Source organism: Curtobacterium sp. MCPF17_031, from assembly GCF_003234035.1.
Taxonomy (GTDB): Bacteria; Actinomycetota; Actinomycetes; order Actinomycetales; family Microbacteriaceae; genus Curtobacterium.
The window spans coordinates 390,490-413,691 of sequence record NZ_QKSG01000003.1; the positions used below are offsets into that span (position 1 = coordinate 390,490).

The 23,202-nt window shown below is 71.4% G+C and carries 21 protein-coding genes and 1 tRNA gene; 15 read left to right on the forward strand and 7 right to left on the reverse strand.

Translation table 11 applies throughout. From position 1 onward, the window contains the following. Positions 1-275: 275 nt before the first annotated feature. From mscL to DEJ31_RS07155, 3 genes are all read right to left on the reverse strand, one after another. Complete coding sequence (gene mscL / locus DEJ31_RS07145; RefSeq protein ID WP_111121519.1) at positions 276-782, reverse strand: large conductance mechanosensitive channel protein MscL; 507 nt, start codon at positions 780-782, stop codon at positions 276-278. Between the two features lie 73 nt (positions 783-855). Next, on the reverse strand, positions 856-1,224 hold the full coding sequence (locus tag DEJ31_RS07150) for an FmdB family zinc ribbon protein (protein WP_111121520.1): 369 nt from the start codon (positions 1,222-1,224) through the stop codon (positions 856-858). Between the two features lies 1 nt (position 1,225). Beyond that, entirely contained in the window at positions 1,226-1,810 is a 585-nt protein-coding gene (locus DEJ31_RS07155) for a 5-formyltetrahydrofolate cyclo-ligase (RefSeq protein ID WP_110904960.1), read from the reverse strand. 103 nt (positions 1,811-1,913) lie between these two features. Between DEJ31_RS07155 and galU the strand changes: the two genes are divergently transcribed. The 7 genes from galU (at position 1,914) to DEJ31_RS07190 (ending at position 8,746) form a co-directional block, all read left to right on the forward strand. Next, positions 1,914-2,804, forward strand: coding sequence for a UTP--glucose-1-phosphate uridylyltransferase GalU (gene galU, locus DEJ31_RS07160; protein ID WP_110904961.1), 891 nt, complete (start codon positions 1,914-1,916; stop codon positions 2,802-2,804). Positions 2,805-2,893: 89 nt separating this feature from the next. After that, positions 2,894-3,553, forward strand: a complete 660-nt coding sequence (locus DEJ31_RS07165; protein WP_110904985.1) for a GNAT family N-acetyltransferase — start codon at positions 2,894-2,896, stop codon at positions 3,551-3,553. Positions 3,554-3,692: 139 nt separating this feature from the next. Further along, complete coding sequence (locus DEJ31_RS07170) at positions 3,693-4,826, forward strand: hypothetical protein (protein WP_110904962.1); 1,134 nt, start codon at positions 3,693-3,695, stop codon at positions 4,824-4,826. A 76-nt stretch (positions 4,827-4,902) separates the two neighbouring features. Further along, positions 4,903-4,978: transfer RNA gene (locus DEJ31_RS07175), tRNA-Ala, on the forward strand. 160 nt (positions 4,979-5,138) lie between these two features. Beyond that, on the forward strand, positions 5,139-7,055 hold the full coding sequence (locus DEJ31_RS07180; protein WP_111121521.1) for a hypothetical protein: 1,917 nt from the start codon (positions 5,139-5,141) through the stop codon (positions 7,053-7,055). Between the two features lie 94 nt (positions 7,056-7,149). Next, positions 7,150-7,608 carry a VOC family protein gene (locus DEJ31_RS07185; protein ID WP_111121522.1) on the forward strand — a complete coding sequence of 153 codons (459 nt, stop codon included), beginning with the start codon at positions 7,150-7,152 and terminating at the stop codon, positions 7,606-7,608. Positions 7,609-7,687: 79 nt separating this feature from the next. Then, on the forward strand, positions 7,688-8,746 hold the full coding sequence (locus DEJ31_RS07190) for an amidase domain-containing protein (protein ID WP_111121523.1): 1,059 nt from the start codon (positions 7,688-7,690) through the stop codon (positions 8,744-8,746). A gap of 27 nt (positions 8,747-8,773) precedes the next feature. On the opposite strand, the gene DEJ31_RS07195 is transcribed toward DEJ31_RS07190, so the two are convergent. After that, on the reverse strand, positions 8,774-10,030 hold the full coding sequence (locus DEJ31_RS07195) for a hypothetical protein (protein ID WP_258366208.1): 1,257 nt from the start codon (positions 10,028-10,030) through the stop codon (positions 8,774-8,776). Between the two features lie 64 nt (positions 10,031-10,094). Beyond that, on the reverse strand, positions 10,095-11,981 hold the full coding sequence (locus DEJ31_RS07200; RefSeq protein WP_111121524.1) for a glycoside hydrolase family 2 protein: 1,887 nt from the start codon (positions 11,979-11,981) through the stop codon (positions 10,095-10,097). Positions 11,982-12,293: 312 nt separating this feature from the next. Here DEJ31_RS07200 and DEJ31_RS07205 point away from each other — a divergent pair, with 312 nt between their 5' ends. Genes DEJ31_RS07205 through DEJ31_RS07215 form a run of 3 tightly spaced genes read left to right on the forward strand, consistent with a single transcriptional unit; the run spans position 12,294 to position 17,112 of the window. Then, on the forward strand, positions 12,294-13,868 hold the full coding sequence (locus tag DEJ31_RS07205; RefSeq protein ID WP_111121525.1) for a glycosyltransferase: 1,575 nt from the start codon (positions 12,294-12,296) through the stop codon (positions 13,866-13,868). Continuing rightward, on the forward strand, positions 13,865-15,898 hold the full coding sequence (locus tag DEJ31_RS07210) for a right-handed parallel beta-helix repeat-containing protein (RefSeq protein WP_110904968.1): 2,034 nt from the start codon (positions 13,865-13,867) through the stop codon (positions 15,896-15,898). The genes DEJ31_RS07205 and DEJ31_RS07210 overlap by 4 nt, the downstream gene beginning before the upstream one ends. Before the next feature lie 5 nt (positions 15,899-15,903). Next, positions 15,904-17,112, forward strand: a complete 1,209-nt coding sequence (locus tag DEJ31_RS07215) for a right-handed parallel beta-helix repeat-containing protein (protein ID WP_111121526.1) — start codon at positions 15,904-15,906, stop codon at positions 17,110-17,112. On the opposite strand, the gene DEJ31_RS07220 is transcribed toward DEJ31_RS07215, so the two are convergent. Beyond that, positions 17,113-18,570 (reverse strand): CHAD domain-containing protein, encoded by a 1,458-nt coding sequence (locus DEJ31_RS07220; RefSeq protein ID WP_146243111.1) that lies wholly within the window; start codon positions 18,568-18,570, stop codon positions 17,113-17,115. A gap of 154 nt (positions 18,571-18,724) precedes the next feature. Here DEJ31_RS07220 and DEJ31_RS07225 point away from each other — a divergent pair, with 154 nt between their 5' ends. Beyond that, positions 18,725-20,044, forward strand: coding sequence for a phosphotransferase (locus DEJ31_RS07225; RefSeq protein WP_111121528.1), 1,320 nt, complete (start codon positions 18,725-18,727; stop codon positions 20,042-20,044). A gap of 89 nt (positions 20,045-20,133) precedes the next feature. Here DEJ31_RS07225 and DEJ31_RS07230 read toward each other — a convergent pair whose 3' ends face one another. After that, positions 20,134-20,499, reverse strand: coding sequence for a DUF1844 domain-containing protein (locus tag DEJ31_RS07230; protein WP_110904972.1), 366 nt, complete (start codon positions 20,497-20,499; stop codon positions 20,134-20,136). Positions 20,500-20,816: 317 nt separating this feature from the next. Here DEJ31_RS07230 and infC point away from each other — a divergent pair, with 317 nt between their 5' ends. From infC to DEJ31_RS07250, 4 genes are all read left to right on the forward strand, one after another. Continuing rightward, positions 20,817-21,491 (forward strand): translation initiation factor IF-3, encoded by a 675-nt coding sequence (gene infC, locus DEJ31_RS07235; RefSeq protein WP_111121529.1) that lies wholly within the window; start codon positions 20,817-20,819, stop codon positions 21,489-21,491. A 62-nt stretch (positions 21,492-21,553) separates the two neighbouring features. Next, complete coding sequence (rpmI, locus tag DEJ31_RS07240) at positions 21,554-21,748, forward strand: 50S ribosomal protein L35 (protein WP_110904974.1); 195 nt, start codon at positions 21,554-21,556, stop codon at positions 21,746-21,748. Positions 21,749-21,777: 29 nt separating this feature from the next. Then, entirely contained in the window at positions 21,778-22,161 is a 384-nt protein-coding gene (gene rplT, locus DEJ31_RS07245; RefSeq protein ID WP_110824044.1) for a 50S ribosomal protein L20, read from the forward strand. Positions 22,162-22,280: 119 nt separating this feature from the next. After that, positions 22,281-23,138 carry an RNA methyltransferase gene (locus DEJ31_RS07250; RefSeq protein ID WP_110904975.1) on the forward strand — a complete coding sequence of 286 codons (858 nt, stop codon included), beginning with the start codon at positions 22,281-22,283 and terminating at the stop codon, positions 23,136-23,138. Positions 23,139-23,202 lie beyond the last annotated feature (64 nt).

A 23,202-nucleotide genomic window follows, 5' to 3' on the forward strand; every position in this document is an offset into this window, starting at 1 on the left:
CTCCACCAGGCGGTCACGACGCCCCGTTCATCTTCCGGCTCGGCGGGCTGTCGCGACCGCTCGGCGCAACGCTGGCGGGGCGTCGTGACCGCTCGGCGGGGGTGGCTACGGCCTGTCGTGTGACCCACGGGAGGTCCGGCTGACGCCCGCCACACCGCGCGCCCACCCTCGAGTGGTCACAACACCCTGTTCACCTTCCGGCGGAACGGGGTGTCGTGACCGGTCGGCGACGGGCCCGCGGGGTGTCGTGACCGCTCGGCGGGAGCGGCTGAGTCCTACAGCTTCGTCGAGCCGGCGATGCCGGCACCCTCGGAGGTGTCGGACGGTGCGACGTGTGTGCCGCCGCCGGTCGGGACCGCTGCGTCGTCGCCACCCTGACGGCGGAGCAGGTCGCGAATCTCGAGCAGCACCTCGACGTCGGTCGGCGGGACGTCCTGCGGCGTCTGCTCCTCGTTGTTCTTCACCCGGTCGAAGGCCACCTTCTTCAGGTGGTTCACCGGGACCACGAGTGCGAAGTACACGACGGCGGCGACGATGACGAAGTTCAGGACCGCGCCGATGATCGCGCCGAACAGGATCGGCGCGCTACCCCCGGAGACGGTCGGGATCTCCCAGACCAACGCCTTGTCGAGACTCGACGCGTTGAACACGGCACCGATGAGCGGGTTGATGAGCGAGTTCACGATCGTCGTGACGATCGCGGTGAACGCGGCGCCGATGACCACCGCGACCGCGAGGTCGATGACGTTCCCGCGGAGCAGGAACTCCCTGAAGCCCTTCACGCGGGCCCCCTTCTGTCGTGGACGACCACCGTGCAGCGGCCCGCTCCAACCTATCCAGGGGGCGCGGCGTCGGTCAGGATCCGGAGGTCGACGACCCCGAGGAGCCGGAACTCGACGTGCTCGTGGACGAGCCGGAGCCCGACGAGCCGGAGCCGGACGAGCCGGAGCCGGAGGAGCCGGAGGAGCCGGAGCCGGAGCCCGACGAGCCCGCGCCTGACCCGGACCCGGACGAACTCGACCCGGACCCGCCCTCGCTCTTCGGCGTCGGCCGCGAGTCCGTCCGGTAGAAGCCGCCCCCGTTGAAGGTCACGCCGACCGGCGAGAAGACCTTGCGCAGGACTCCGCCGCAGACCGGGCACTCGGTCAGGGTGTCGTCGGAGAACGACTGCTTGATGTCGAACGCGTTGCCGCACTCGGTGCAGCGGTACGAGTAGGTGGGCACGTCAGCTCCGGAACGTGATGATGCGTGACGGCGTGATGATGCCGTCCACGGGTTCGTCGTGGGCTTCGCGCGGGACCTCGTCGAGGTACTCCGCATCGAACACCACAGCATAGACGGGCGGGCGCTTCGCCATGGACCCGAGGGTCTTGTCGTAGTACCCGCGACCCCATCCCATCCGGACCCCGTCGTGGCCGACCGCGGCCGCGGGGGTGAGGATCGCGTCGACGTCGTTGATCGCCAGGGGGGAGAGCACCTCGCCGACGACCTCGGGCATGCCGAACAGCCCTTCGCGCTCGGAGGAGCCGTCGCCGACCGCCCAGTCGAGCAGCCCGTCCTCGCGGGTGACCGGGAGCAGCACGCGGAGGCCCCGGTCGAACGCCCAGTTGAGGAAGGGGCGCACGTCGGGTTCGTCGGGCGCGGAGAGGTACACGGCGACCGAGGTGATCTGGCGCTCCTCGACGAACCGCTGCAACGTCGCGGTCAGGGACAGCGAGTCGGCGTCCCGTTCGGTCGAGGTCCGGCTGCGCCGCCGCTGCCGGAGGTCGGCTCGCAGGGCACGCTTCTCGTTCCCGAGATCGGCGGTCATGGCGACGATTGTAGCGATCGCGGGCGATGCGGTTTCCCGCCGATCTCGCTGTCCCCCTATCCGTTGACATGCCCTGGAAATGGGGATCGGATACGGTCGCTGCATGGGCTTCCAGATTTCGAAGGCCGTGATCCCCGCTGCAGGGCTGGGCACGCGCTTCCTCCCCGCGACCAAGGCGATGCCGAAGGAGATGCTTCCCGTCGTCGACAAGCCGGCCATCCAGTACGTCGTGGAAGAGGCCGTCGATGCGGGTCTCACCGACGTCCTGATGATCACCGGGCGCAACAAGAACGCGCTCGAGAACCACTTCGACCACGTGTCGGAGCTCGAGGAGACCCTCCGCAAGAAGGGCGACCACGAGAAGCTGCAGAAGGTCAACCAGTCGACCGACCTCGCGGACATGCACTACGTCCGCCAGGGCGACCCGCTCGGCCTCGGCCACGCGGTGCTCCGCGCGAAGATGCACGTCGGCCGCGAACCGTTCGCCGTGCTCCTCGGCGACGACATCATCGACGCCCGTGACCCGCTCCTCAAGCGCATGATCGAGGTCCAGGGTGAGAAGAACGCGACGATCGTGGCGCTCCTCGAGGTCCCGGAGTCGCAGACCCACCTCTACGGCATCGCCACGGTCGAGCCGACCGACACCGACGACGTCGTGAAGATCACCGGCCTGGTCGAGAAGCCGGCGCAGGGTGAGGCCCCGTCGAACCTGGCCATCATCGGCCGCTACGTCATCCGCCCCGAGGTCTTCGACGTCCTCGAGAAGCAGGAGCCCGGCAAGGGCGGCGAGATCCAGCTCACCGACGCGCTCATGAAGATGGCGAGCGCCGAGGAATGGACAGGTGGCGTGTACGGCGTCGTGTTCCGTGGACGCCGCTACGACACCGGTGACAAACTCGACTACATCAAGGCGATCGTGCAGCTCGCCTCGGACCGCGAGGACCTCGGGCCGGACCTCAAGTCCTGGCTCAAGGAGTTCAACGCGGGCGAATGAGTCGACCCATCCCGTACGGGGCCGGTGCACCCGGACCCGTACGGGACACCCGTCCCGACCAGATCGGGACCCCGGAGGAACCAGAAGCGATGACGACGATCCCGACCCTCACCCACGGGCGGGTCACCATCCGCCCCCTCCGGGTCCGTGACTCCCGCGACCTCGACCTCGCGCTCGCCGGCAACCGCTCCTGGCTCCGCACCTGGGAGGCTACGAACCCCTCCGGCATGGCGTCCTCCGACGTCCGGGGGAGCATCCGCGCACTGCAGGCGAACGCCCGGGCCGGGTTGGGCCTCCCGTTCGCCATGGAGTTGGACGGTCGCTTCGTCGGCCAGCTCAACGTGTCCGGGATCACGTACGGCTCGCTCGCGAGCGCGTCGATCGGGTACTGGGTCGTGCAGGACGCGGCCGGTCACAACGTGACCCCGACCGCGGTCGCCCTCGCGACCGACCACTGCTTCCGCGTCGTCGGCATCCACCGCCTCGAGATCTGCATCCGGCCGGAGAACGCCCCGAGCCTCCGGGTCGTCGAGAAGCTCGGCTTCCGTTACGAGGGCCTGCGCCGCCGGTACATCCACATCAACGGCGACTGGCGTGACCACTTCTGTTTCGGCCTGGTCGCCGAAGAGGTCCGCGACGGCGTCCTGGACCGCTGGGTCCGTGGGCAGGTCCCGCTCGGCGCGGGCCGTGTGCCGGACGAGGCCTGGGACGAAGCGGCCGTGCCGCTGCCCATCTCCCCGCGCGGCTGACCGGGCCTGCGGCCGACGGTCCGCGTCGCGCCGCTGCCGGGCAGGAGGCCCGTCCCCCGTTCGACGGATCCGTCGCGACTCGCTCGACACGCTCCCGGCAATGGGCGTCCCGGCGGTGCGCTCCCCCTACCGTTGCCCCATGGGATTCGGGACCTGGGGCGGCGGCGTCGTGCTGCTCGTGGCGGCAGTGCTCTGGGTCGTGTACCTGATGCCCGCATGGGCTGCGCGACGTCAGTACCTGGCGACCGAGCGGAACGCGATCCGCCTGCAGCAGACCCTCCGCATCCTGGCGCAGACCGCCGAACTGCCCGACGAGGTCCGCGTGGAGATGAACGCGAAGTCCCTCGCCGAGGCGCAGCGCGTCGCCCGGTCGGAAGAGGCCAAGCGCGCCGCCATCGTCCGCGCCCACGAAGCCGCACGACAGCGGGAGATCACCCGTCGTCTGGCCGCGCAGGCGCCCGTGCTCGAGCAGGTGTCGTCCGTGCCCGCACTCACCGCGATGCGGATGCGTCGCTCGCGCCTCGGCGCCACGACCCTCGGCGCGCTCGGACTCCTCACGGCGATCGTCGTCCTCGTCGCCGCACCCGGTGCCTGGATCCTCGCCGTCGCCGGACTCGTCGCGGTCGGCGGCTCCGCCGCGGTGCTCGCGCAGCTGCACCAGGTCGCCACCGCGCGGCGCCGTCGGGCCGCAGCCGGCGCGCCGGAGCAGCGCCGGGCCTCCCGTCCGGCCACCACCTGGACGGACCCCGCGCCGCCGCTGTCGGCAGAGCAGCCCGAGGCAGCGCCGGCCGAGCGCACCTGGACGCCCGGGGCGGTCCCCAAGCCGCTGTACGTGCAGGCGCCCACGGCGCCCGAGCCGTCGCCGGAGTCGTCAGCCGTGCTCGCCGCGCGGCTGCGGGAGCGTGTCGCGCAGGCGAAGGCCGAAGCGGACGCGGAGGCGGCCGCGATCCGGGCGGCCGGGTCCGACCCGTCGCTGGCGCGGGTGTCGCGGATGCGTGCGGACGTCGAGGACGCCGCGGCGGCACTGTCCTCGCACGACCAGGGGCGGCTCGCGGAGCGGCTCGGGCTCCGCGCGGCGCCCGCGTCTGTGTCCCGGTCTGGGTCCTCGTCGTCGCCCGCGGAAGCGTCCGGGTCGGACCCGTCCGCTCCTCGTGACGTCCCGGCTGCACCCCCCGGCCCGCCCAGCCGCTGGGCCGGCATGGGTGTCCTCGGCGACGACGCGTACGGGCAGACCGACCTCGATGCGATCATGCGTCGGCGTCGCGCGGTCTGACCGGTTGCGGCACGCCCGACCGCTGCGACCCGATTTCGGGTTCGCTGCACCGCGGTGCTATCGTGGTCGAGCACTTGGGGCTATGGCGCAGTTGGTAGCGCGTCTCGTTCGCAATGAGAAGGTCAGGGGTTCGAATCCCCTTAGCTCCACCAGGTAGCAACACACAGGCTCGGAACCGTCCGGTTCCGGGCCTGACGTGTTCCCGCCGTCGCATCCGGCTCTCCACAGGTCTCGTCCTGGGGCTGTCGGCGCGCCACACCCGGCCCCTAGACTCCTGCTGCGCCCGGCCCGGGCGGACACCAGGGGAGTGCCATGCACCGCTTCACACGAGCGCTCGCGACCATCGCGGCAGCAGTCGTCGTCTCGACGGGGTTCGTCGTCGGCCCGGTCGCGTCAGCCTCCGCCGCGGCCCCCACCGCCGGGACGACGGGCGCGACGACCGCATCGGCGACGACTGCACCGGCGACGACTGCACCGGGCTTCGGGCGTTACACGCCGCTCGCGGCACCGACCGTCTGGCGGGGCACCGTGCGGACGACGCCGACGACGGTCACACTCCCCGGGATCCCGGCGACGGCGACCGCCGCGACGCTCGTCGTGCAGGTCGCCGACCCCACGGCAGCCGGCGCCGTCTCGGTCGTGCCGGTCGGCAGCGCAGACCGTCCGCCCCTGCAGGACTACGTCCGCGGCCGTGCGGTCGCCGGCGCGACCACCGTGGCGGTCTCCGGCGGTCGGGTCCAGGTGGTGCTCTCGGCGGGGACGGCGACGGTCTCGCTCATCGTCGCCGGGTCGTACGGCAGCAGCGGGTCCACCTACGCACCGGTGACCCCCGCGTCGCTCTTCTCCGGGACCGTCGCGGCGACCAGACCCACCACCGTCCGCGTCACCGGTCGGGCCGGCGTGCCGGTCGGGGCGACCGCCGCGGTCCTCGACGTCCGGGTCAGCAGCCCGGCGGGGGCCGGCAGCGTGAGCGTCACCGCGCAGGGCGTGTCGAACCGTGCCGCCGTCACCCAGGCGTTCTCGTCGAAGGGCCTGTCGATCGCGAACACCGCGACCGTGCGACTGCCCGCGAGCGGCGCGGTCGACGTCCGCACCTCCGGCGTCGCCTCGGGTGTCACGGTCACCGTCGTCGGCTACTGGTCGGCGAAGGCCTCCGGTCTGGTGTTCGTGCCCGCCGACGGCGCACGGGTCGCCTCGACCACCGTCAGTTCGACGGTGCAGCGGGTGCGTGTCGCCGGCGCCGGCGGCATCCCGACGACCGCACGAGCCGCCGTGTTGACCGCCCGGACGAAGGGGCTCAGCGCCAGCGGCTGGTTCCACGTCGGCGCAGCCGGTGCCGCCGTGGCCACGACCCAGGTGGTCGCGAAGTCGCAGTCGCTCGCCGCGACGGTGACCGTACCGATCGCCCCGACCGGCACCGTGCAGACGCGGGCCAAGGCCGGCAGCGGGGCGCTCAACCTGGACGCGGTCGGCTACTTCGTCGACGGGTCCTCCGGCGTCGGCACCGGCGCGGACGTGTCGTACCCGCAGTGCGGCTCGGCGCTGCCGACCGATCAGGCGTTCGGTGTCGTGGGGGTGAACGCCGCCCTGGCGAACACCACGAACCCGTGCTTCAGCAGCCAGCTCGCCTGGGCAGGTCTCTCGGCCGGTGGGACCGCCCAGCCGAAGGCCCAGCTCTACGTGCTCTTCGCGAACCCCGCCGCCGCGGCCGCCTCGACCTGGCCGACGTCGAACGTGTTCAAGGGGTACGCGCCGAAGAACCCCTACGGTTCGTGCTCGACCCGCGCCGGCGGGAAGCCGCAGAACAGCCCGGCGTGCTCCTTCCTCTACGGGTACGCCCTCGGCGGTGACGACACGACGAAGCGCGGTGTCGCGAACCCCGGCTCCCACCGCTGGTGGATCGACGTCGAGACGCAGTTCTCCCACCAGACCGACACCGCCCTGAACCGGACCGTGCTCGAGGGCATGATCGCCGGGCTGCAGAGCGGCGGCGCGAAGTCCATCGGGTTCTACTCCACGGCAAGCCAGTGGGCGACCGTCGCCGGCGTCGTCCCGAAGACCAGTACGGTGTACGGCCGCAGCAGTTGGATCGCCATCGGCCCGGGCACGCTCGCCGCGGCGCAGAAGGCGTGCTCCGCGCCCGGGCTCGCCGGTGGCAAGACCGCGATGACCCAGTACGTCACCACGTTCGGGAAGACGACGATCGACCGTGACGTCTCCTGCACGTGAGTCGGCCTGACCGGGGCGGGCTGCTCGCGAGTGGTCCGTCCTTGCGGCGGCCGGGGCGCACTGGCACCATGAGCCCCGGACGAAGGAGCCCATCGTGACCTCACGACTCAACCCGTACCTCGGCTTCCGCGACGACGCCCGGCAGGCGTTGGAGTTCTACCGATCGGTGTTCGGCGGCGATCTGCGCATCGGGACCTTCGCCGAGATGGGAGCCGCCCAGGACCCCGCCGATGCGGACAAGATCATGCACGGGCAGCTCGAGACCACCCGGGGTTACGTGCTCATGGCGTCGGACACCCCGTCGTCGATGAGCCGGTCGGACACGAACAACATCTCGATGTCACTCTCCGGCGACGGAGCGGACGCCGCCGACCTCCGCGGGTACTTCGCGGCGCTCTCCGACGCCGGCACGGTGCTCGAGCCGCTGACGCAGGCGCCGTGGGGTGACGAGTTCGGCATGGTCACGGACCGGTTCGGCATCACGTGGCTCGTGAACATCACCGTGGCGCCATCGACGCCGCATCAGCCGACGCCCGAGCAGCCCGAGGCCTGACCAGCCGCGGCGGGACCGATCCGAGTCCGCCGAGTCGGTGGTCGATCACACGACTGCGTCGCCTAGCCTGGGACGCGTCATGACTGCCCCGATCACGCGCCGTACCCTCCTGTCCCTCGCCGGCATCACCGGTGTCGGCTTCGTCGCCGCTGCCTGCTCGTCCGACGGCCCGGGTGCCGGGTCCTCGACGCCCCGCGTTTCGGGTGCCGCCAACTCCGGTGACGCCTCGAGGCCGGCGAAGGGTTCCGGCGCGAAGCCGACGGCCACGTCCGTGGAGCCCGCCGAGGTCCCGCTCGCCGGCGGTGTCACCGTGACGGTCTCCGGCACGGGGCTCGCCGCAGTGACGGGGGTCACGGTCGGCGGTGTCGCGGCCCGCGACGTGTCGGCCACCGCGACGACGGTCACCTTCACCGCCCCGCACCAGGCGATGTACACGGCCGGATCGGCGGACGTCGCACTGTTCACGACGGCGGTGCAGCCGGTCCCCTCGGCGAACCAGACGTCCGACGGCAACGGTAGCGCGGCCAACGACGGGCAGGTCGGCTCGACGCAGGACTCGGCCACCGCGACGCCGACCCCGACAGCGGCTGCCGTGCCGGACGCGAGCTCCGCGGTCGTCACCACGACGGTGGCCTACGCAGCGAAGACCGACGTCGACCGTCAGCTGCAGTACGCCATGCGGCACTGGTCGGACTACAACACGGCCGAGTACGGCACGATGAACCCGATCGGTGGGGACTGCGCGAACTACGTGAACCAGACGCTCCAGGCCCGCGGGTGGCAGCAGCGCAGCGACTGGTACAACCGAGCCGGCGGTGCACAGCACTCGGCCACCTGGACCTACTGCCCGGCGATGGACCCGTGGCTCGACCAGAACGCCTCGGCGTTCGGTCTGACCCGGCGGACGTCCGACGAGCGCCAGCACGTGAAGGTCGGCGACATCGTCATGTTCGACTGGAACGCGAACGGGTCGCCGGACCACACGACCATCGTGTCCGAGGTGTTCACCGAGCCCGACGGCACCATCCGCATCAAGTCGGCGAGCCACAACCAGGACGGGCCCTACCGGGACCTCGACGAGATGATCACGGTGCAGCACCCGGGTGGGACCGCCTGGTTCCACACGTTCGACGCCTAGCGGCGGCGGGCAGGAGGCCCGCACCCCTCAGGGGAACCCGAGGAACCAGAGCAGCACGACAGCGACGGCCTGCAGGCACACGCCCGTCACGAGCCACCCCACCGCCCGGCGTCGGGTCGCCAGGAACACGTCCGACCCGAGCAGCGGTGCGGCGGGCATGAGCAGCCGGGGCAGGCTCTGCTGCGGCAGGAACACCGCGACGAGGTAGGCGACGTAGGCGACCACGAAGCCGAGCACCTCCGGACCGAGCGCCCGGACGTCACGTCGCCCGAGGAACCACGCCGTGACCACCAGGACGACCACGACGAGGACGAGCCCCGCCGGCCCGAGCCACCGTCCAGCCATCAGGAACCACGGTGTCAGCGGCGTGAAGTCGACCCGGCCGACGAACCCGACCCACCAGGACAGCTCCGTGTCGAGGTACGCCCCGGGCCGCCCGGTGACCGCCGACGCGACGACGGGCCAGGCGAGCCCGGCCGCGGCCACCACCAGACCCGCGACGACGACCGCAAACCGCTCCCGCCACGGGAACGTCTGCTGGACGCCGGCCGGCGCTCCGGCAGCGCGACGGGCAGCGATCCACCGGACGACGAGGTGCACGGCGAGCGCCACCGCCAGGGCCAGCACCCCCGGCCGGGTGAACGCGGCGACCACCCCGAGCACCGCCACCAGCCAGTACCGCCGCCGGACGAGCGCGAGCAGTGCCCCGAACAGCAGCAGCAGGAACATGCTCTCGGCGTAGGCGACCTGCAGCAGGTACCCGGTCGCCCCGAACGCGAAGAGCGCCGTCGCCCACCGGGCACGGCGTCGATCGGCGACGGCGAGCACGAGGCGGAACAGCACCACGCACGCACCCGCACCGCAGGCCGACGCGACCAGGACAGCGGCCGCCCAGAACGAGGCCCCGGTCACGCTCATCACCGCGCGGACGACCCCGGGGAACAGCGGCAGGAACGCCCACGGGTTCGGCACGACGTGGCCGGACCGGTCCGTCGGCAGGACGTGCGGGTACCCGTGCTCGGCGATGGTCCGATAAAAGGACGCGTCCCACGACCCGGAGAACGTGGCGAACGACGGATCGCGCCGGTACGAGGCGAAGTGCCACCCGTTCGTGGTCGCCAGCAGGTAGACGGTCCCGAGCAGGACGGTGCTGACCACCCGGGAGGCCAGCCACAGCAGCAGGGGAGTGGTCCACCCGCTGGAGGGGGCCTCCAGGACGGCCGTCACCGCCCGGCGGAGGCGGGTCGGTCCGGAGGCCCGGGTCGTCTCCAACAGGTCCGTCACGCGCCCGATCCTCCCAGACGCTCCGGAGTCAGCTCGCGGCACGGCCGCCGTACCGCCTCCGGTGTCAGCGTTCCGGCGTTCCGAGGACAGCGCGGCGGATCCGCTCGATCGGCTCCTTCGGCGTCCGGTCCGCGTTGAGGAGCCCGTTCGTCTCCTGCATCGTGTCGGTGAGCTGCGTCCAGCAGCTGCCGGCCAGGAACGAGCTCGCACGCACGGCGTCGTACAGCGCGGTGATGCGAGCGATCCAGTCGTCCCCGTCCGCCGCCGTCGTGTACCCCCAGGCGTCGTCGCGCTGCGCACCCGGCTGGTGGTTCACGCCACCGAACTCGGTCAGCATCACCGGCTGCCCGCGGTCCACAGCACCTCCCACCAGGACCAGGCGGTCGGCCGGTCCGAGACCCGCGAGGAGCCGGGTCCGCGCCTCGTCGTCGGCGTAAGTGCGTGCCAGACGGTCTCCGTCGCCTTCGTAGTCGTGCACCGAGACGATGTCGGAGTCCGGGTGTTCCCAGCCGTCGTTCGAGATGACCGGCCGGGTCGCGTCGAGCGCTCGGGTGACGTCCGCCAGGGCACGGGCGTAGGCCTGCTGGGCGGGGTCGGTCGCGATGTGCTGCACGCCCCAGCTCTCGTTCGCTGGGACCCAGGTCACGATCGACGGGTGCGAGGCGTCCCGCTCCACGGCGTCCATCCACTCCCGCATCAGTCGCTGTACCGCGGTGGGGGAGAACGCGTAGGCGCCCGGGGCCTCGCCCCAGACCATCAGCCCGAGACGGTCCGCCCAGTACAGGAACCGCGGGTCCTCGATCTTCTGGTGGTTCCGGGCGGCGTTGAACCCGAGCTCCTTGATGAGCTCGACCTCCCGGCGCAGGGCCTGCCGTGTCGGGGCCGTCAGGTGCGAGTCCGGCCAGTAGCCCTGGTTGAGCACGCTCCGGACGTCGATGCTGCGGTCGTTGAGCAGGAACCGACCACCGCCGACCCGGGTGGTCCGGATGCCGAAGTAGGAGCTCACGGCGTCGAGCGGGTCACCCTCCGGGGCCAGCAGGGTCACGACGGCGTCGACCAGGTGCGGCGCGTCCGGGGTCCACTGCAGCTCCTGCTCCGCCTGACCGTTCGCCTGTCGGGCGATCGGCACGACGAGTTCGCTCTCGTGGGCGGTCGCACCGACGGTCGTCTCGACGGTGGCGAGGTGCTCGTCGTGTTCGGTCCAGGTGGCTTCGACCCGGAGGCGCGTGCCGACCGGGTGCTCACCGGTCAACCGGACGGTGAGGCGCATCGTCTCGTGGTCGACGTTCGTCCAGCGGAGGGAGCGGATCGCGGTGGCCGGGACGGCCTCGAGCCAGACGGTCTGCCAGATCCCGGTCGTGCGGCGGTACCAGATGTCGTGCGCCTGCTCGTGCCAGTCCTGCTTGCCGCGGGGCTGGGTGAGGTCGTGGGGGTCGTCCTCGGCGCGGACCACGAGGGTGTGGGGCGTGGTGCTGCCGGTGCCGGTGCCGGTGCCGGTGCCGGTGCTCGTGCCGGTGCCGAGCGCCTCGGTCACGTCGAGGGTGAAAGGAGTGTGACCGCCCTCGTGCCCGCCCATGAACTGCCCGTCGATCCAGACCCGAGCGCGGTGGTCGACCGCGCCGAAGTGCAGCAGCACACGGGGCGCCTCGGCACCGTGCCCGGCCGCCGCCAGGTCCGCCGCCGTGATCTGCCGCGAGTACCAGACGACCGGGTGGAAGCCCGGCTCGTCGATGCCCGAGGCGACGGACTCCGGCGGGAACGGCACCGTGATGTCGCGCGCGTCCGTGAACCCGTTCCGCCAGGCGGGGTCGTCATCCGTGTTGCGGAAGGACCATGTGCCGTCGAGGTCCGCCCAGGCGGACCGCATCATCTGGGGGCGCGGGTACTCGCCGTCCTGACGACTGGCGAGCGGGAGGGCGGTGGCGGCGTCGTTGCCGAGGTGCGCGTTCATGTCCCCATGCTGGCGGAAGCGGTACAGCGTTGTACAGGGCGTGGAGCGGACCTCGTGATCTGCGCGCTGGCCGCCGTGAGCAGCAGAGGGCACCGGGCCGGAAAGCGCGCCCCCCGCACTTCCGCAGCGCCTTGCGCGAACGCGCAAGAGTGCCCCGCAGCCCCTTGTCGCCTGGTCGGCGCTCCGCCTAGCGTCCTCAGCACGACGCCGTACCGACCGCCGTGTGAGCCACCCACTCGCCGACCGTCCGCGCCCGGCCACCCACCGAGCGCCCCGGATCATCCACCCTGCCAGTCCGAAGGACCCGAACCCATGGACACCCTGGCCGCGCTCGCCGCATCCCAGACATCGACCCAGGTCGTCATCGACCAGCTCGTCGCCTTCGGCCACGAAGCCCTCAAGTACGTGCCCGTCGGCATCGCCGGTGTGATCGTGTGGGCCCTGTGGCTCTACCGCGTCGTGCTGTCGGCGCGGGCGAAGCCGATCGTGAACGGCTTCCGCACCACGACCTCCGTCGTCGTGCCGAGCTACCACGAAGACCCCGACATCCTGCTCCGTTGCCTCGAGTCCTGGCGTTCGCAGAACCCCGACGAGATCATCATCGTGCTGGACGTCGCCGACACCGAGGCCTACCAGCGCATCGTCGCCGTGGGCGACCCGACCGTGAAACCGATCCTGTTCCACCACGTCGGCAAGCGCAGCGCCCTCGGCCAGGGCATCCGGCTCGCGCGGTACGACGTCGTCGTCCTCGTCGACTCCGACACCAGCTGGGAGCCGGGACTGCTCGAGAACGTGCAGATGCCCTTCGTGGACACCACCGTCGGCGGTGTCGGGACGCAGCAGAACGTCTACCAGCGGAACTCGAGCATCTGGCGGATCATCGCCGACTGGCTCGTGAACCTGCGGTACTTCAACTACGTGCCAGCGATGGGCGCCGCCGGTGCCGTGCCCTGCCTGTCGGGACGCACCGCCGCGTACCGTCGCTCGGCAGTGCTGCCCGTGCTCGACAACCTCGAGAACGAGTTCTTCCTCGGCCGCCGCTGCGTCGCCGGCGACGACGGGCGGCTGACCTGGCTGGTCCTCGCCTCGGGCTTCAAGACCGTGCACCAGGAGAGCGCGAAGGCCCTCTCGATGTTCCCGGCCACCGGCAAGGCGTTCTTCAAGCAGCGCATCCGCTGGAGCCGCAACTCGTACCGGACGTACCTGACGGCCATCGCCAAGGGGTGGATCTGGCGCGTGCCCTTCGTCACGAAGATCACCGTGCTGCAGATCATCCTGACGCCCGTGACCATGGGCATCACCATGTGGTACCTGCTGTTCAGCCGACTGGAGCTCAGCGTCATCGGCGCGGGGTTCACCCTCGCCTGGCTGCTCGCCGGTCGTGCCGTCCGTGGTTTCTCCAACCTGCGCCGTCACCCGCTCGACCTCTTCGTCCTGCCGATCCTGGCCGTCGTGGTGATCGTCATCGCCCTGCCGATCAAGGTGTTCTCGTTCATCACGATGAACAAGCAGGGCTGGCTGACCCGGCACGCCGACCAGATGGGCGGTGACGGACAGACCGCGGCGACCCTCGACGGTCCCGGCGCACGTCCGGCGGGGCAGACCGTACCGACCCCGACCCCCGCTCCGGCCTTCGCGGCCACTGCGGCACCGGCGGTGGGCGCGCCGACGATGGCAGGCCCGACGATGGCAGCCACGATGGCAGCCACGATGGCAGCCCCCACGATGGCAACGGCCACCGTCGCAGCGCCGACCGTCACAGCGCCGACCACGGAAGCGGCGGCCGCGTCCCACACGGCCGAGCCGGCCGCCGCCACCACGTCGGGGACGCAGCGTGCGTCGCAGCCGGCGACGAGCCTCCAGGCCGGAGAGGTGGCAGCAGCATGAGCACCGACCCGACCCGCACCACGTCCGTTCGTCGTCGCCGCATCGCGACTGCTTCCGCGCTCGCCCTGACGCTCGCCGGCGCCGGTGCCCTGTCCCTCCCCACCGCGGCGCAGGCCGCGACCGCCGGGTCGACCGCGGACGCCGGAGCGTCGACCGTCGTCACGGGCGAGGCGTACCCCGGCAGCCCGAACAAGGAGGCCAAACTGGTCGCCGCCGAGAACGAACGCATCTACAACGTGCGGGCCCTCGCCTCGGCAGCACGGTGGAGCGGCCTCGTGACCACGAAGCCGTACCGACTCGCCACGGGCAGTTCGTACACCCTGGTGCTCGTCGCCCGCGGCTCCGCGTACACCGTCGACGACCTCAAGCAGCTCGCACCCTCGACCTTCGTCAAACAGCCCGACGGTTCGTACCTGCTCAGCGAGAACATCGTCGTGGAGAACGGGGCCACCCTGCAGCTCGCGAGCCCGGACGGCCTGCACATCCACATGGAGAGCGACGACCGCGGCTTCGTGTCGATCGTCACGCAGGCCGGAGCCCTGCAGATCGCCGGTTCCGCCAAGGCCCCGGTCACGATCGACTCGTGGGACCCGCAGGCCGGCAAGGTCGACACCGACACCACCGACGGTCGTGCCTACGTCCGCGTCCAGGGCGGAACGGCGACCCTGAGCTACGCGTCCTTCCGCGACCTCGGCTTCTGGAGCGGCACGACCGGCGGCGTCTCGCTCACCGGCACCGACCTGTCCACGCTCGACTCGGCGTCGGGCACCCAGGCGGCGAAGACCCTCCGCACCACGAAGGACGTCTTCGGCACCACCCTGCTTCCGACCGGTGCCGTCGACGGGACCACCCCGGGTGAGAGCACCGCCGCGGGGTCCTACAGCTTCGTCTCGGCGAAGATCCAGCACACCGAGTTCGACGGCAACGCGTACGGACTGTTCCTCACGAGCGCCGACGGGGTCGTGATGTCGGACTCCACGATCGAGAACTCGCTCATCGACGGCCTCGTGCTGCACCGCTACGTGACGAACAGTACGTTGTCCTCGGTCGACTCCCACGACAACGGGGTGGACGGGATCAAGATGACCCGCGCCTCCACCGGCATCGTGCTCAGCCAGGTGACCGCCAACCGGAACGGACGCAACGGCATCACGCTGAACGGCGGGGCGCTCGCCGACGGGCCGAACGCCGTCGGCATGCCGACCGGCGACTACGGCAACAACTCCCTCACCGACAGCACCGCGTCCGACAACGGGCGGTACGGTGTCGAGGTGCTCGGTGGCGAGAACGTCAAGGTGAGCGGTTCCACCATGGACCGCAACCGGATGGGCATCGTCGTCGGTCAGGACGCCGTGAAGACCACCGTGCGCAACAACGTCATCAAGGGCTCGACCCAGAACGGCATCTCGGTGCTCGACGGCGTCCGGTCCTCCGAAGTCAGCGACAACACGATCGCGGGCGCCGACATCGGGATCTACAGCCGAGGCTCCGACGCCGACGTGGACGGCAACGAGATCTCCGGTGCGCGGACCCACGGGGTGACGGTCGTCGGCCCGTCGAAGGGCACGACCGTGACCGACAACTCGGTGTCCGGGCGCGGACCGAGTGCGATCGACCTCGCCCGCTCGGACCAGGCCGTTCAACACGGCAACACCACGACCGGCTGGCACTCCACCAAACCGCTGCTCGTGACGCTGCGCGGCATCTTCCAACCGCTCACCGTGCTCTGGCTGATCCTGCTGCTCATCGTCCTGGCCGCAGCCATCGGTGGTGTCATCCGCGGCCGTCGGGGCGAGGCCCGCGAGCACCCGTACGCCAAACTCGCTCCCCTGTCCTCCTTCACCCGGGGCGTCGTCGACCCGACCACGCTGGGCCTGCCCGCCTCGCCGATCTCGTCGCCGATGGCAGAGGCCGGACCGCACCAGGCAGGCACGGGCCAGGCGGCCACGGACCAGGACGGCAGCCGGCGCGCAGCCCATGCCGCCCCGGCCGCGGACGTCGACGCCGCGCTCGCCGTGACGCGCCGGTGACGCGGATGACGAACCTGTTCGAACGACATCGCGTCCAGATCGTGTCCGGCGCCGTCGGTCTCGTGGCCGGAGCCGTGCTCATCGGCGGGATCTGGGGCGTCAGCGCAGCGGTCCGTGACCCCGAGACGGTCGCAGCGCCCGTGCCGACCTCCTCGGCGACCACCGACCCCGGCCGCACGCCGAGTGCCAGCCGCACCCCGAAGCTCGGCACGCTGGATGACGACGGCGGATCCGACAGCGGGAAGTCCGACGAGGGCGGCGGCGCCACCAGCGGCACGGCGAAGGGCTCCACGGGGACGGCCACAGCCGCCCCCGCCGCCGCATGCACGTCGCCGATCATCCGGGTCAGCACCGCGGACGCACTCACGTCCGCACTGGAGGACGCCGAGGCAGGGGACGTCATCGCCCTCGCCGACGGCACCTACGACGGGACCTTCGAGGGGACGGCGAAGGGCACGGCCAGCCAGCCGATCGCCCTCTGTGGCGGGAGCGGCGCGGTCCTCGACGGCGGTGACCCGTCCGACGGCTACGTCATGCACCTCGACGGTGGTGCCTACTGGACGCTGTCCGGGTTCACGGTGCAGAACGGCCAGAAGGGCGTGATGCTCGACGACACGCAGCACTCGGTCCTCCAGGGGCTCACGGTCCGGAAGACCGGGGACGAGGCGGTGCACGTCCGCGGCAACAGCAGCGACAACACGGTGCGCGGCAACCACGTCTCCGAGACCGGACTGCGGAAGCCGCAGTTCGGCGAGGGCATCTACATCGGCTCGTCCAAGAACAACTGGTGCGACGTGTCCGACTGCAAGCCGGACCGCAGCGACCGGAACGTCGTCACGGAGAACACGGTCACGGGCACCGCAGCCGAGAACGTGGACATCAAGGAGGGGACGACCGGTGGTGTGTTGTCGGACAACTCCTTCGACGGTGCGGGCATGCAGGGGCAGAACCATGCGGACTCCTGGGTCGACGTGAAGGGCAACGGCTGGCGCGTCACCGGGAACCGCGGGGTGCACTCGATCCTCGACGGGTTCCAGACGCACGAGCTCCTGGACGGCTGGGGCACGGACAACACGTTCTCCGGCAACACCGTGGACCTCGGCAACAGCGACGGTGTGGCCTTCGCCTTCCGCCCGGTGCTCGGCAACACGGTGTCGTGTGACAACGACGTGGTCGGCTCGAACGAGTTCTCGACCACGAAGTGCACGTCCTGATCAGAGACCGGCGAGCAGCTCACGCCCACGTCTGAGCCGACGGTCGGCCCGCTGACGGCCGACCGTCGCGAGGACCCCGGCGGTGAAGTCCGCCTCGTGCCGCAGGGCCGCAACGGCGTTCGCGGCGTCCAGTCCGTCCCCCAGGGACGCCTGCGCCCGGCGGAGTCGGCCGAGGTGTCGGTGCGCGCCGTCGAACCCACCTGCAGTGTCGATCGCGTAGCGGAGCCGTCGCGCGGCCTTCCGGGCGTCGTGCAGCACCTCGAGGTCAGCAGACCGTGTCGCCGCGTCCCGCACCCGGCGCATGCGACGACGCTCCCGGTGGAGTCGCCGCTCCACGAAGGGTCGTACGGCGTCCCCTGCGCGCGGGCCCGGTGGTGCGTCGGCGATGAGCGCGTCGAGTGCGTCGAGTGCGGAGAACCACTCGGCAGAGCACAGCACCTCGTCGAACCCCGCCGTCGCGTCCCCGTGCGCCGACCCCATGCGGCCCACGAGTCCGGCGAGCGTCGCGTCGTCGACGAGCCCCTCCGGCGCACGGCCCGCGAGCATCTGCACCGAGGCGGCCAGGACCTCGGCGTCACGGACCGTCCCGGCTGCACGTCCGACGGCGCCGAGGCTCCGTCGCACCGACTCGCTGGCGTCGCGGTCGAGCGCGCCGCGGTAGACCGCCAGGACGCTCCGGATCCGTCGGAGCGACCCTCGGAGAGCGTGGACCGCGTCGGGTTCCCGGCGTCGGACGAGCGGGTCGACCCGGACCAGGTCGGCGCGGAGCGTGGCCAGCGCGTCGACGACGAACCGGGCGGCCGTGCCGGATCGCGGACGATGCGACGTGGACGGCCGGCGGAGCGGTGCGAGCCGCGGTACCGGAGCGCGGTCGGCAGCAGCACCGCCGCCGCCGCCGTCCGTGTCCGGTCCGCCCGCGTCGGTGTCCGCATCCTCGGCCGCGTCCCGGAGCGCCCGCTCCACGCCGCGGACGAGCGCGTGGCCGCTGCCGTCGTCCGCCAGCGCCCACCAGCGACCGGCCCGGAGCACAGCCTCGTCCGGCGAGCCCTCGTCGACCCGGACGTCAGCGACCTCGGCCCGCACCCGGCCGTCCCGACTGTGCAGGACCAGGAGCGACGTCGTGGTGTCCCGCAGCCGGACGGCGGTCAGGGGCCGACCGCGCAGGTGCACCGCCAGTTCCGGGACCGGTGCGTCCGCGCTCCGGTCGGCGAGGCGCTCCGGACCCTCGCCGCGATCGACCGTCCACGTGCCGTCCTCACCGCGCACCAGCTCGACCCCGGCCGCCGCGAGCACCCCGTCGAACGTGTCCCAGACGGTCTCACGCACCATCACGTCCGGGACCCGCCCGACGACGTCCGCGTAGGGCTCGAGGGCGGGGAGTCGCCGGGCGTCCGGGACCCGCCAGGTCACGCGAGGAGCCGGGAAGTCGTCGTCGTGGGGATCGTCTCGCTGGTGCATGCGAGTCAGTGTCGTCCGGACCGCCCCGGCGCCGAGGCGGTCCCCGCGAACTGTGGACAGCCTCCCGGCCGGACCGCCCCTGTGCAGGGAGGGTGACACCGTCCTCCGCGCGATCCCGCGGACCGGCGCAGCAGCGACGGGTAGCGTCCCCGACATGACCGACGCTGTGCACGCCGACCCCTTCGAGACCGCCGTCGCCGGCTGGATGGCCGACCAACGGTGGTACGCCGCCAAGGGCGGGACCCCCAGGATCCGGGTGGTCGCCGAGCAGACCGGCACCACCGCCCACGCGACGATCCGCACCCTCTTCGTGCTGGACGACGCCCCGACCGGCCCCGTCCTCTACCAGGTGCCGCTCACCGTGCGACCCGCAGCGGTCCCCGAACTCGCCCACGCCCTGGTCACCGAACTCGACGGAGCTGCGGTCTACGACGCTCCGCACGACGTCGCCTACGCGCGCTGGCTGCTCGGCCGGATCGAGGCCGACGGCGAACACATCGGGCCGGTCACGGACGCCCGCGTCCTCAGCGGCGAGCAGTCCAACACGTCCGTCATCTGCGGGACCGCCGAGAACGGACAGGTCATCACGAAGGTCTTCCGCGTCCTGCACGACGGTGAGAACCCCGACGTCACGACGCAGCGCGCGCTGTCGAGCGCCGGGTCGGTCCGCGTCCCGCGCACCTTCGGCGCCCTGGCGGGGGAATGGCCGGACGAGGGGCAGGTCGGCGGGACCGCACACGGGCACCTCGCCTTCGCGCAGGAGTTCCTGCCCGGGCTGGAGGACGCGTGGCGCGTCGCCCTCACCGCAGCCCGGAACGGCGAGTCCTTCGCCAGCGCGGCCGATCGGCTCGGTGCCGCGCTCGCCGAGGTGCACACGGTCCTCGCGGGTGCCATGCCCACGGCGACCTCCGGGCCGGACCAGGTCGACGAGGCGATCGCGACGATGCGTCGCCGCCTCGACACCGCGGCTGCCGAGGTGCCGCAAGTCGCCGAACACGCCGCCGCCGTCGGTCGCGTCTACGATCGTGCCGCCTCCGTGCCGTGGCCGACCATGCAGCGCATCCACGGAGACCTGCACCTCGGTCAGGTGCTGTCGGCCCCAGAACCCCGGGGCTGGGTCTTCCTCGATTTCGAGGGCGAGCCCCTCCGCCCGATGCCGGAACGCTCGCGGCCGGACGTCGCACTCCGCGACGTCGCCGGCATGCTCCGGTCCTTCGACTACGTCGCAGGCGCGCTGGCGCACGAGGACGAGCCGGTGGAGACGGGTGACTGGGCGCACGAAGCACGCACGGCGTTCCTCGACGGGTACGAGCGAGGCAGCGGGTCCGACCTGCGCGCACACCGCGCCCTGCTCGACGCGTTCGAGCTCGACAAGGCCGTCTACGAAGTCGTCTACGAAGCACGGAACCGACCGACCTGGGTCGGCATCCCGATCGCCGCGGTCGACCGGTTGGTCGCACGCACGGACGGTTGACGGCGAGCGGCCGCGTCCGTGGCGCGACCGGATGACGGACGGGAGGCCCGTGGCGACACCGCCACGGGCCTCCCGTCCGATCCGCCCGACTAGTTGACGGGGCCGGTGTACTTCTCGCCCGGGCCCTTGCCGGGTGCGTCCGGGATCGCGGAGGCCTCGCGGAAGGCCAGCTGCACCGACCGCAGCCCGTCGCGGAGCGGACGCGCGTGCTGGTCGCCGATCTCGGTGGCCGCGGCGGTGACGAGGCCGGCGAGCGAGGTGATGAGCTTCCGCGCTTCGTCCAGGTCGGTCTGCTGCTCCGGGTCGTCGGCCAGACCCACCTTGACGGCGGCAGCGCTGAGCAGGTGGACGGCCACGGTGTTGATCAGTTCGATCGCGGGGACCTCGGCGATGTCGCGCGCGGCCTCGTCGGACTCGTCGGATGCGGGGGCCGGGTTGCTCGGGGTGTCGGTCACGGTGCTCCTCTGCTAGACTCGCCGACGGCAGACACTGTCCGCGCGCCCGGAACCTTCCGGATGCACCCGGATCATTCCGGTTCGAACCGGGACGGCCCGGATCAGGACAGTGTCACGAAAGAGGAGTTCCTCCCACCCGCGGCTGCACCAAGGCTATCGGGTCACCACCGCTCCGCCGGGGTCCACCATGTGGGCATCGGCAGGCCGGACCGCAAGGGTCGGCGTCGGGCGGCTGCCGAACGGGTCCCGATCCGTGCGTCAGATCTCCTCTCTCGTGCCGTCGTCCCGGGCAAACGCCCCGGACGGCCACCACCTGATTGAAGGAGCTCCGCATCACCGATCCCCGTACCAACGACCGTATCCGCGTCCCCGAGGTCCGACTGGTCGGACCCCAGGGCGAGCAGGTCGGCGTTGTCCCCATCGCCGTCGCACTGCGCCTCGCGCAGGAAGCCGAGCTGGATCTGGTCGAGGTCGCGCCGAACTCGAAGCCGCCCGTCGCCAAGATCATGGACTACGGCAAGTTCAAGTACGAAGCCGCTCAGAAGGCCAAGGAAGCCCGCCGCAACCAGGTCAACACCGACCTGAAAGAGGTCCGCTTCCGCCTGAAGATCGACGTGCACGACTACGAGACGAAGCGCAAGCGCGCCGAGGGGTTCCTCCTCGGTGGCGACAAGGTGAAGGCGATGATCCTCTTCCGTGGTCGCGAGCAGTCGCGTCCCGAGCAGGGTGTCAGACTCCTCCAGAAGTTCGCGGAGGAGATCGCCGAGTTCGGCGTCGTGGAGTCCCGTCCGACCCAGGACGGCCGCAACATGACGATGATCATCGCGCCCCTGAAGAACAAGTCGGACGTCAAGGGCGAGCAGAACGCCAAGCGCGCCGCCGAGAAGGCCGAGCGGAAGGCCACCGAGCACTCCGCGAAGTCGCAGCCGGCGGACCAGGCCCCGGACGCCCCCGCCGCAGCAGCAGCACCGGCCGACTCGTCGGCCGAATAGGTCCTCCCAGACCGCTTCCGCGCTCGACGCGGCCCCCATCCACCCCACGGAAAGGCATCAACATGCCCAAGCAGAAGACCCACTCCGGGTCGAAGAAGCGCTTCAAGGTCACCGGCAGCGGCAAGATCATGAAGCAGCAGGCCGGTATGCGCCACAACCTCGAGGTCAAGTCCTCCAAGCGCAAGGCCCGCCTCAACGAGGACCAGGTCCTCTCGAAGGCCGACGCGAAGAACGTCAAGAAGCTCCTCGGCCACTGAGTCGACCCGGATCGTAAAGGAACAGATCAATGGCAAGAGTCAAGAGAGCGGTCAACGCCGCCAAGAAGCGTCGCGTCATCCTCGAGCGCGCAGAGGGCTACCGCGGCCAGCGGTCGCGCCTCTACCGCAAGGCGAAGGAGCAGGTCACCCACTCCCTCGTCTACGCGTACCGTGACCGTCACGCGAAGAAGGGCGAGTTCCGTCGCCTCTGGATCCAGCGCATCAACGCTGCGTCGCGTGCGAACGGCCTGACCTACAACCGCCTCATCCAGGGTCTGAACCTGGCCGGCGTCGAGGTCGACCGTCGCATCCTCGCGGACCTCGCGGTCAACAACGCCGAGACGTTCGCCGCGCTCGTCGAGACCGCCAAGAAGGCCCTGCCGGCCGACACCTCGGCGCCGAAGGCAGCCTGAGCCACGTCACCCGTGCACCGGAACCCCCACTCCCTGCGGAGTGGGGGTTCCGTCGTTCCCGGCGTCGGTCGACTGCGGTCCGGTCGTGCCGGGCATCCGGTCGTTCCTAGACTGGGCACGTGAGCGAACTCCTCGAGAACCCCCGTGCCGGCCGAGTGAAGGCCGTGGCCGCCCTGGCCAAGAAGGACGTCCGTGCCGAGACCGGGCTGTTCCTGCTCGAGGGCCCGCAGGCCGTGCGCGAGGCGATCGAGTACCGCCCCGAGCTCCTCCGCGAGCTGTACGTCACGCCGACCGCGGCGGCGCGTCACGGTCTGGACGACGCCCCGGTCGACACCTGGTTCGTCACCGAGCAGGTGCTCGACGCGATGGCCGACACCGTGACGCCGCAGGGCGTGGTCGCGGTGTGCCAGCAGTTCCCGACGTCGGTGAAGGACGTCTTCCCGGACGCCCGCCTGGAGGCCCGTGCCGACCCCGACGCGTCGGGCGCCCTCCCCGGACTGGTCGCGATCCTCGAAGAGGTGCGTGACCCGGGCAACGCCGGCACGATCATCCGTGCCGCGGATGCGGCCGGTGCGGACGCCGTCGTGCTCACCGGGCGCAGCGTCGACCCGTACAACCCGAAGGTCGTCCGCTCCACCACCGGGTCGCTGTTCCACGTGCCGGTCTCGGTCGGCGTGACCCTCGTGGACGCCATCGAGCGCGCACGGGGGCTCGGCTACACGATCCTCGCGGCCGACGTCTCCGGTGATGACCTGCCGGACGTCCGGGCCGACGGCATGTTGGACGGGCCCACGGTGTGGGTCTTCGGCAACGAGGCCCGCGGGCTGACGGCAGAGGACCTGGCGCTGGTCGACCGCGCGGTGAAGGTCCCGATCTACGGCCGGGCCGAGTCGATGAACCTCGCGACCGCTGCCTCGGTGTGCCTCTACGAGAGCGCGTTCGCGCAGCGGACCCGTTCCTCCACAGCCACGGACTGACTCGCCTCCGTCCACGGTGGGGCGGTGGAGGGCGACGGTATCCCAGCGGCCGGTAGGCTTGGCT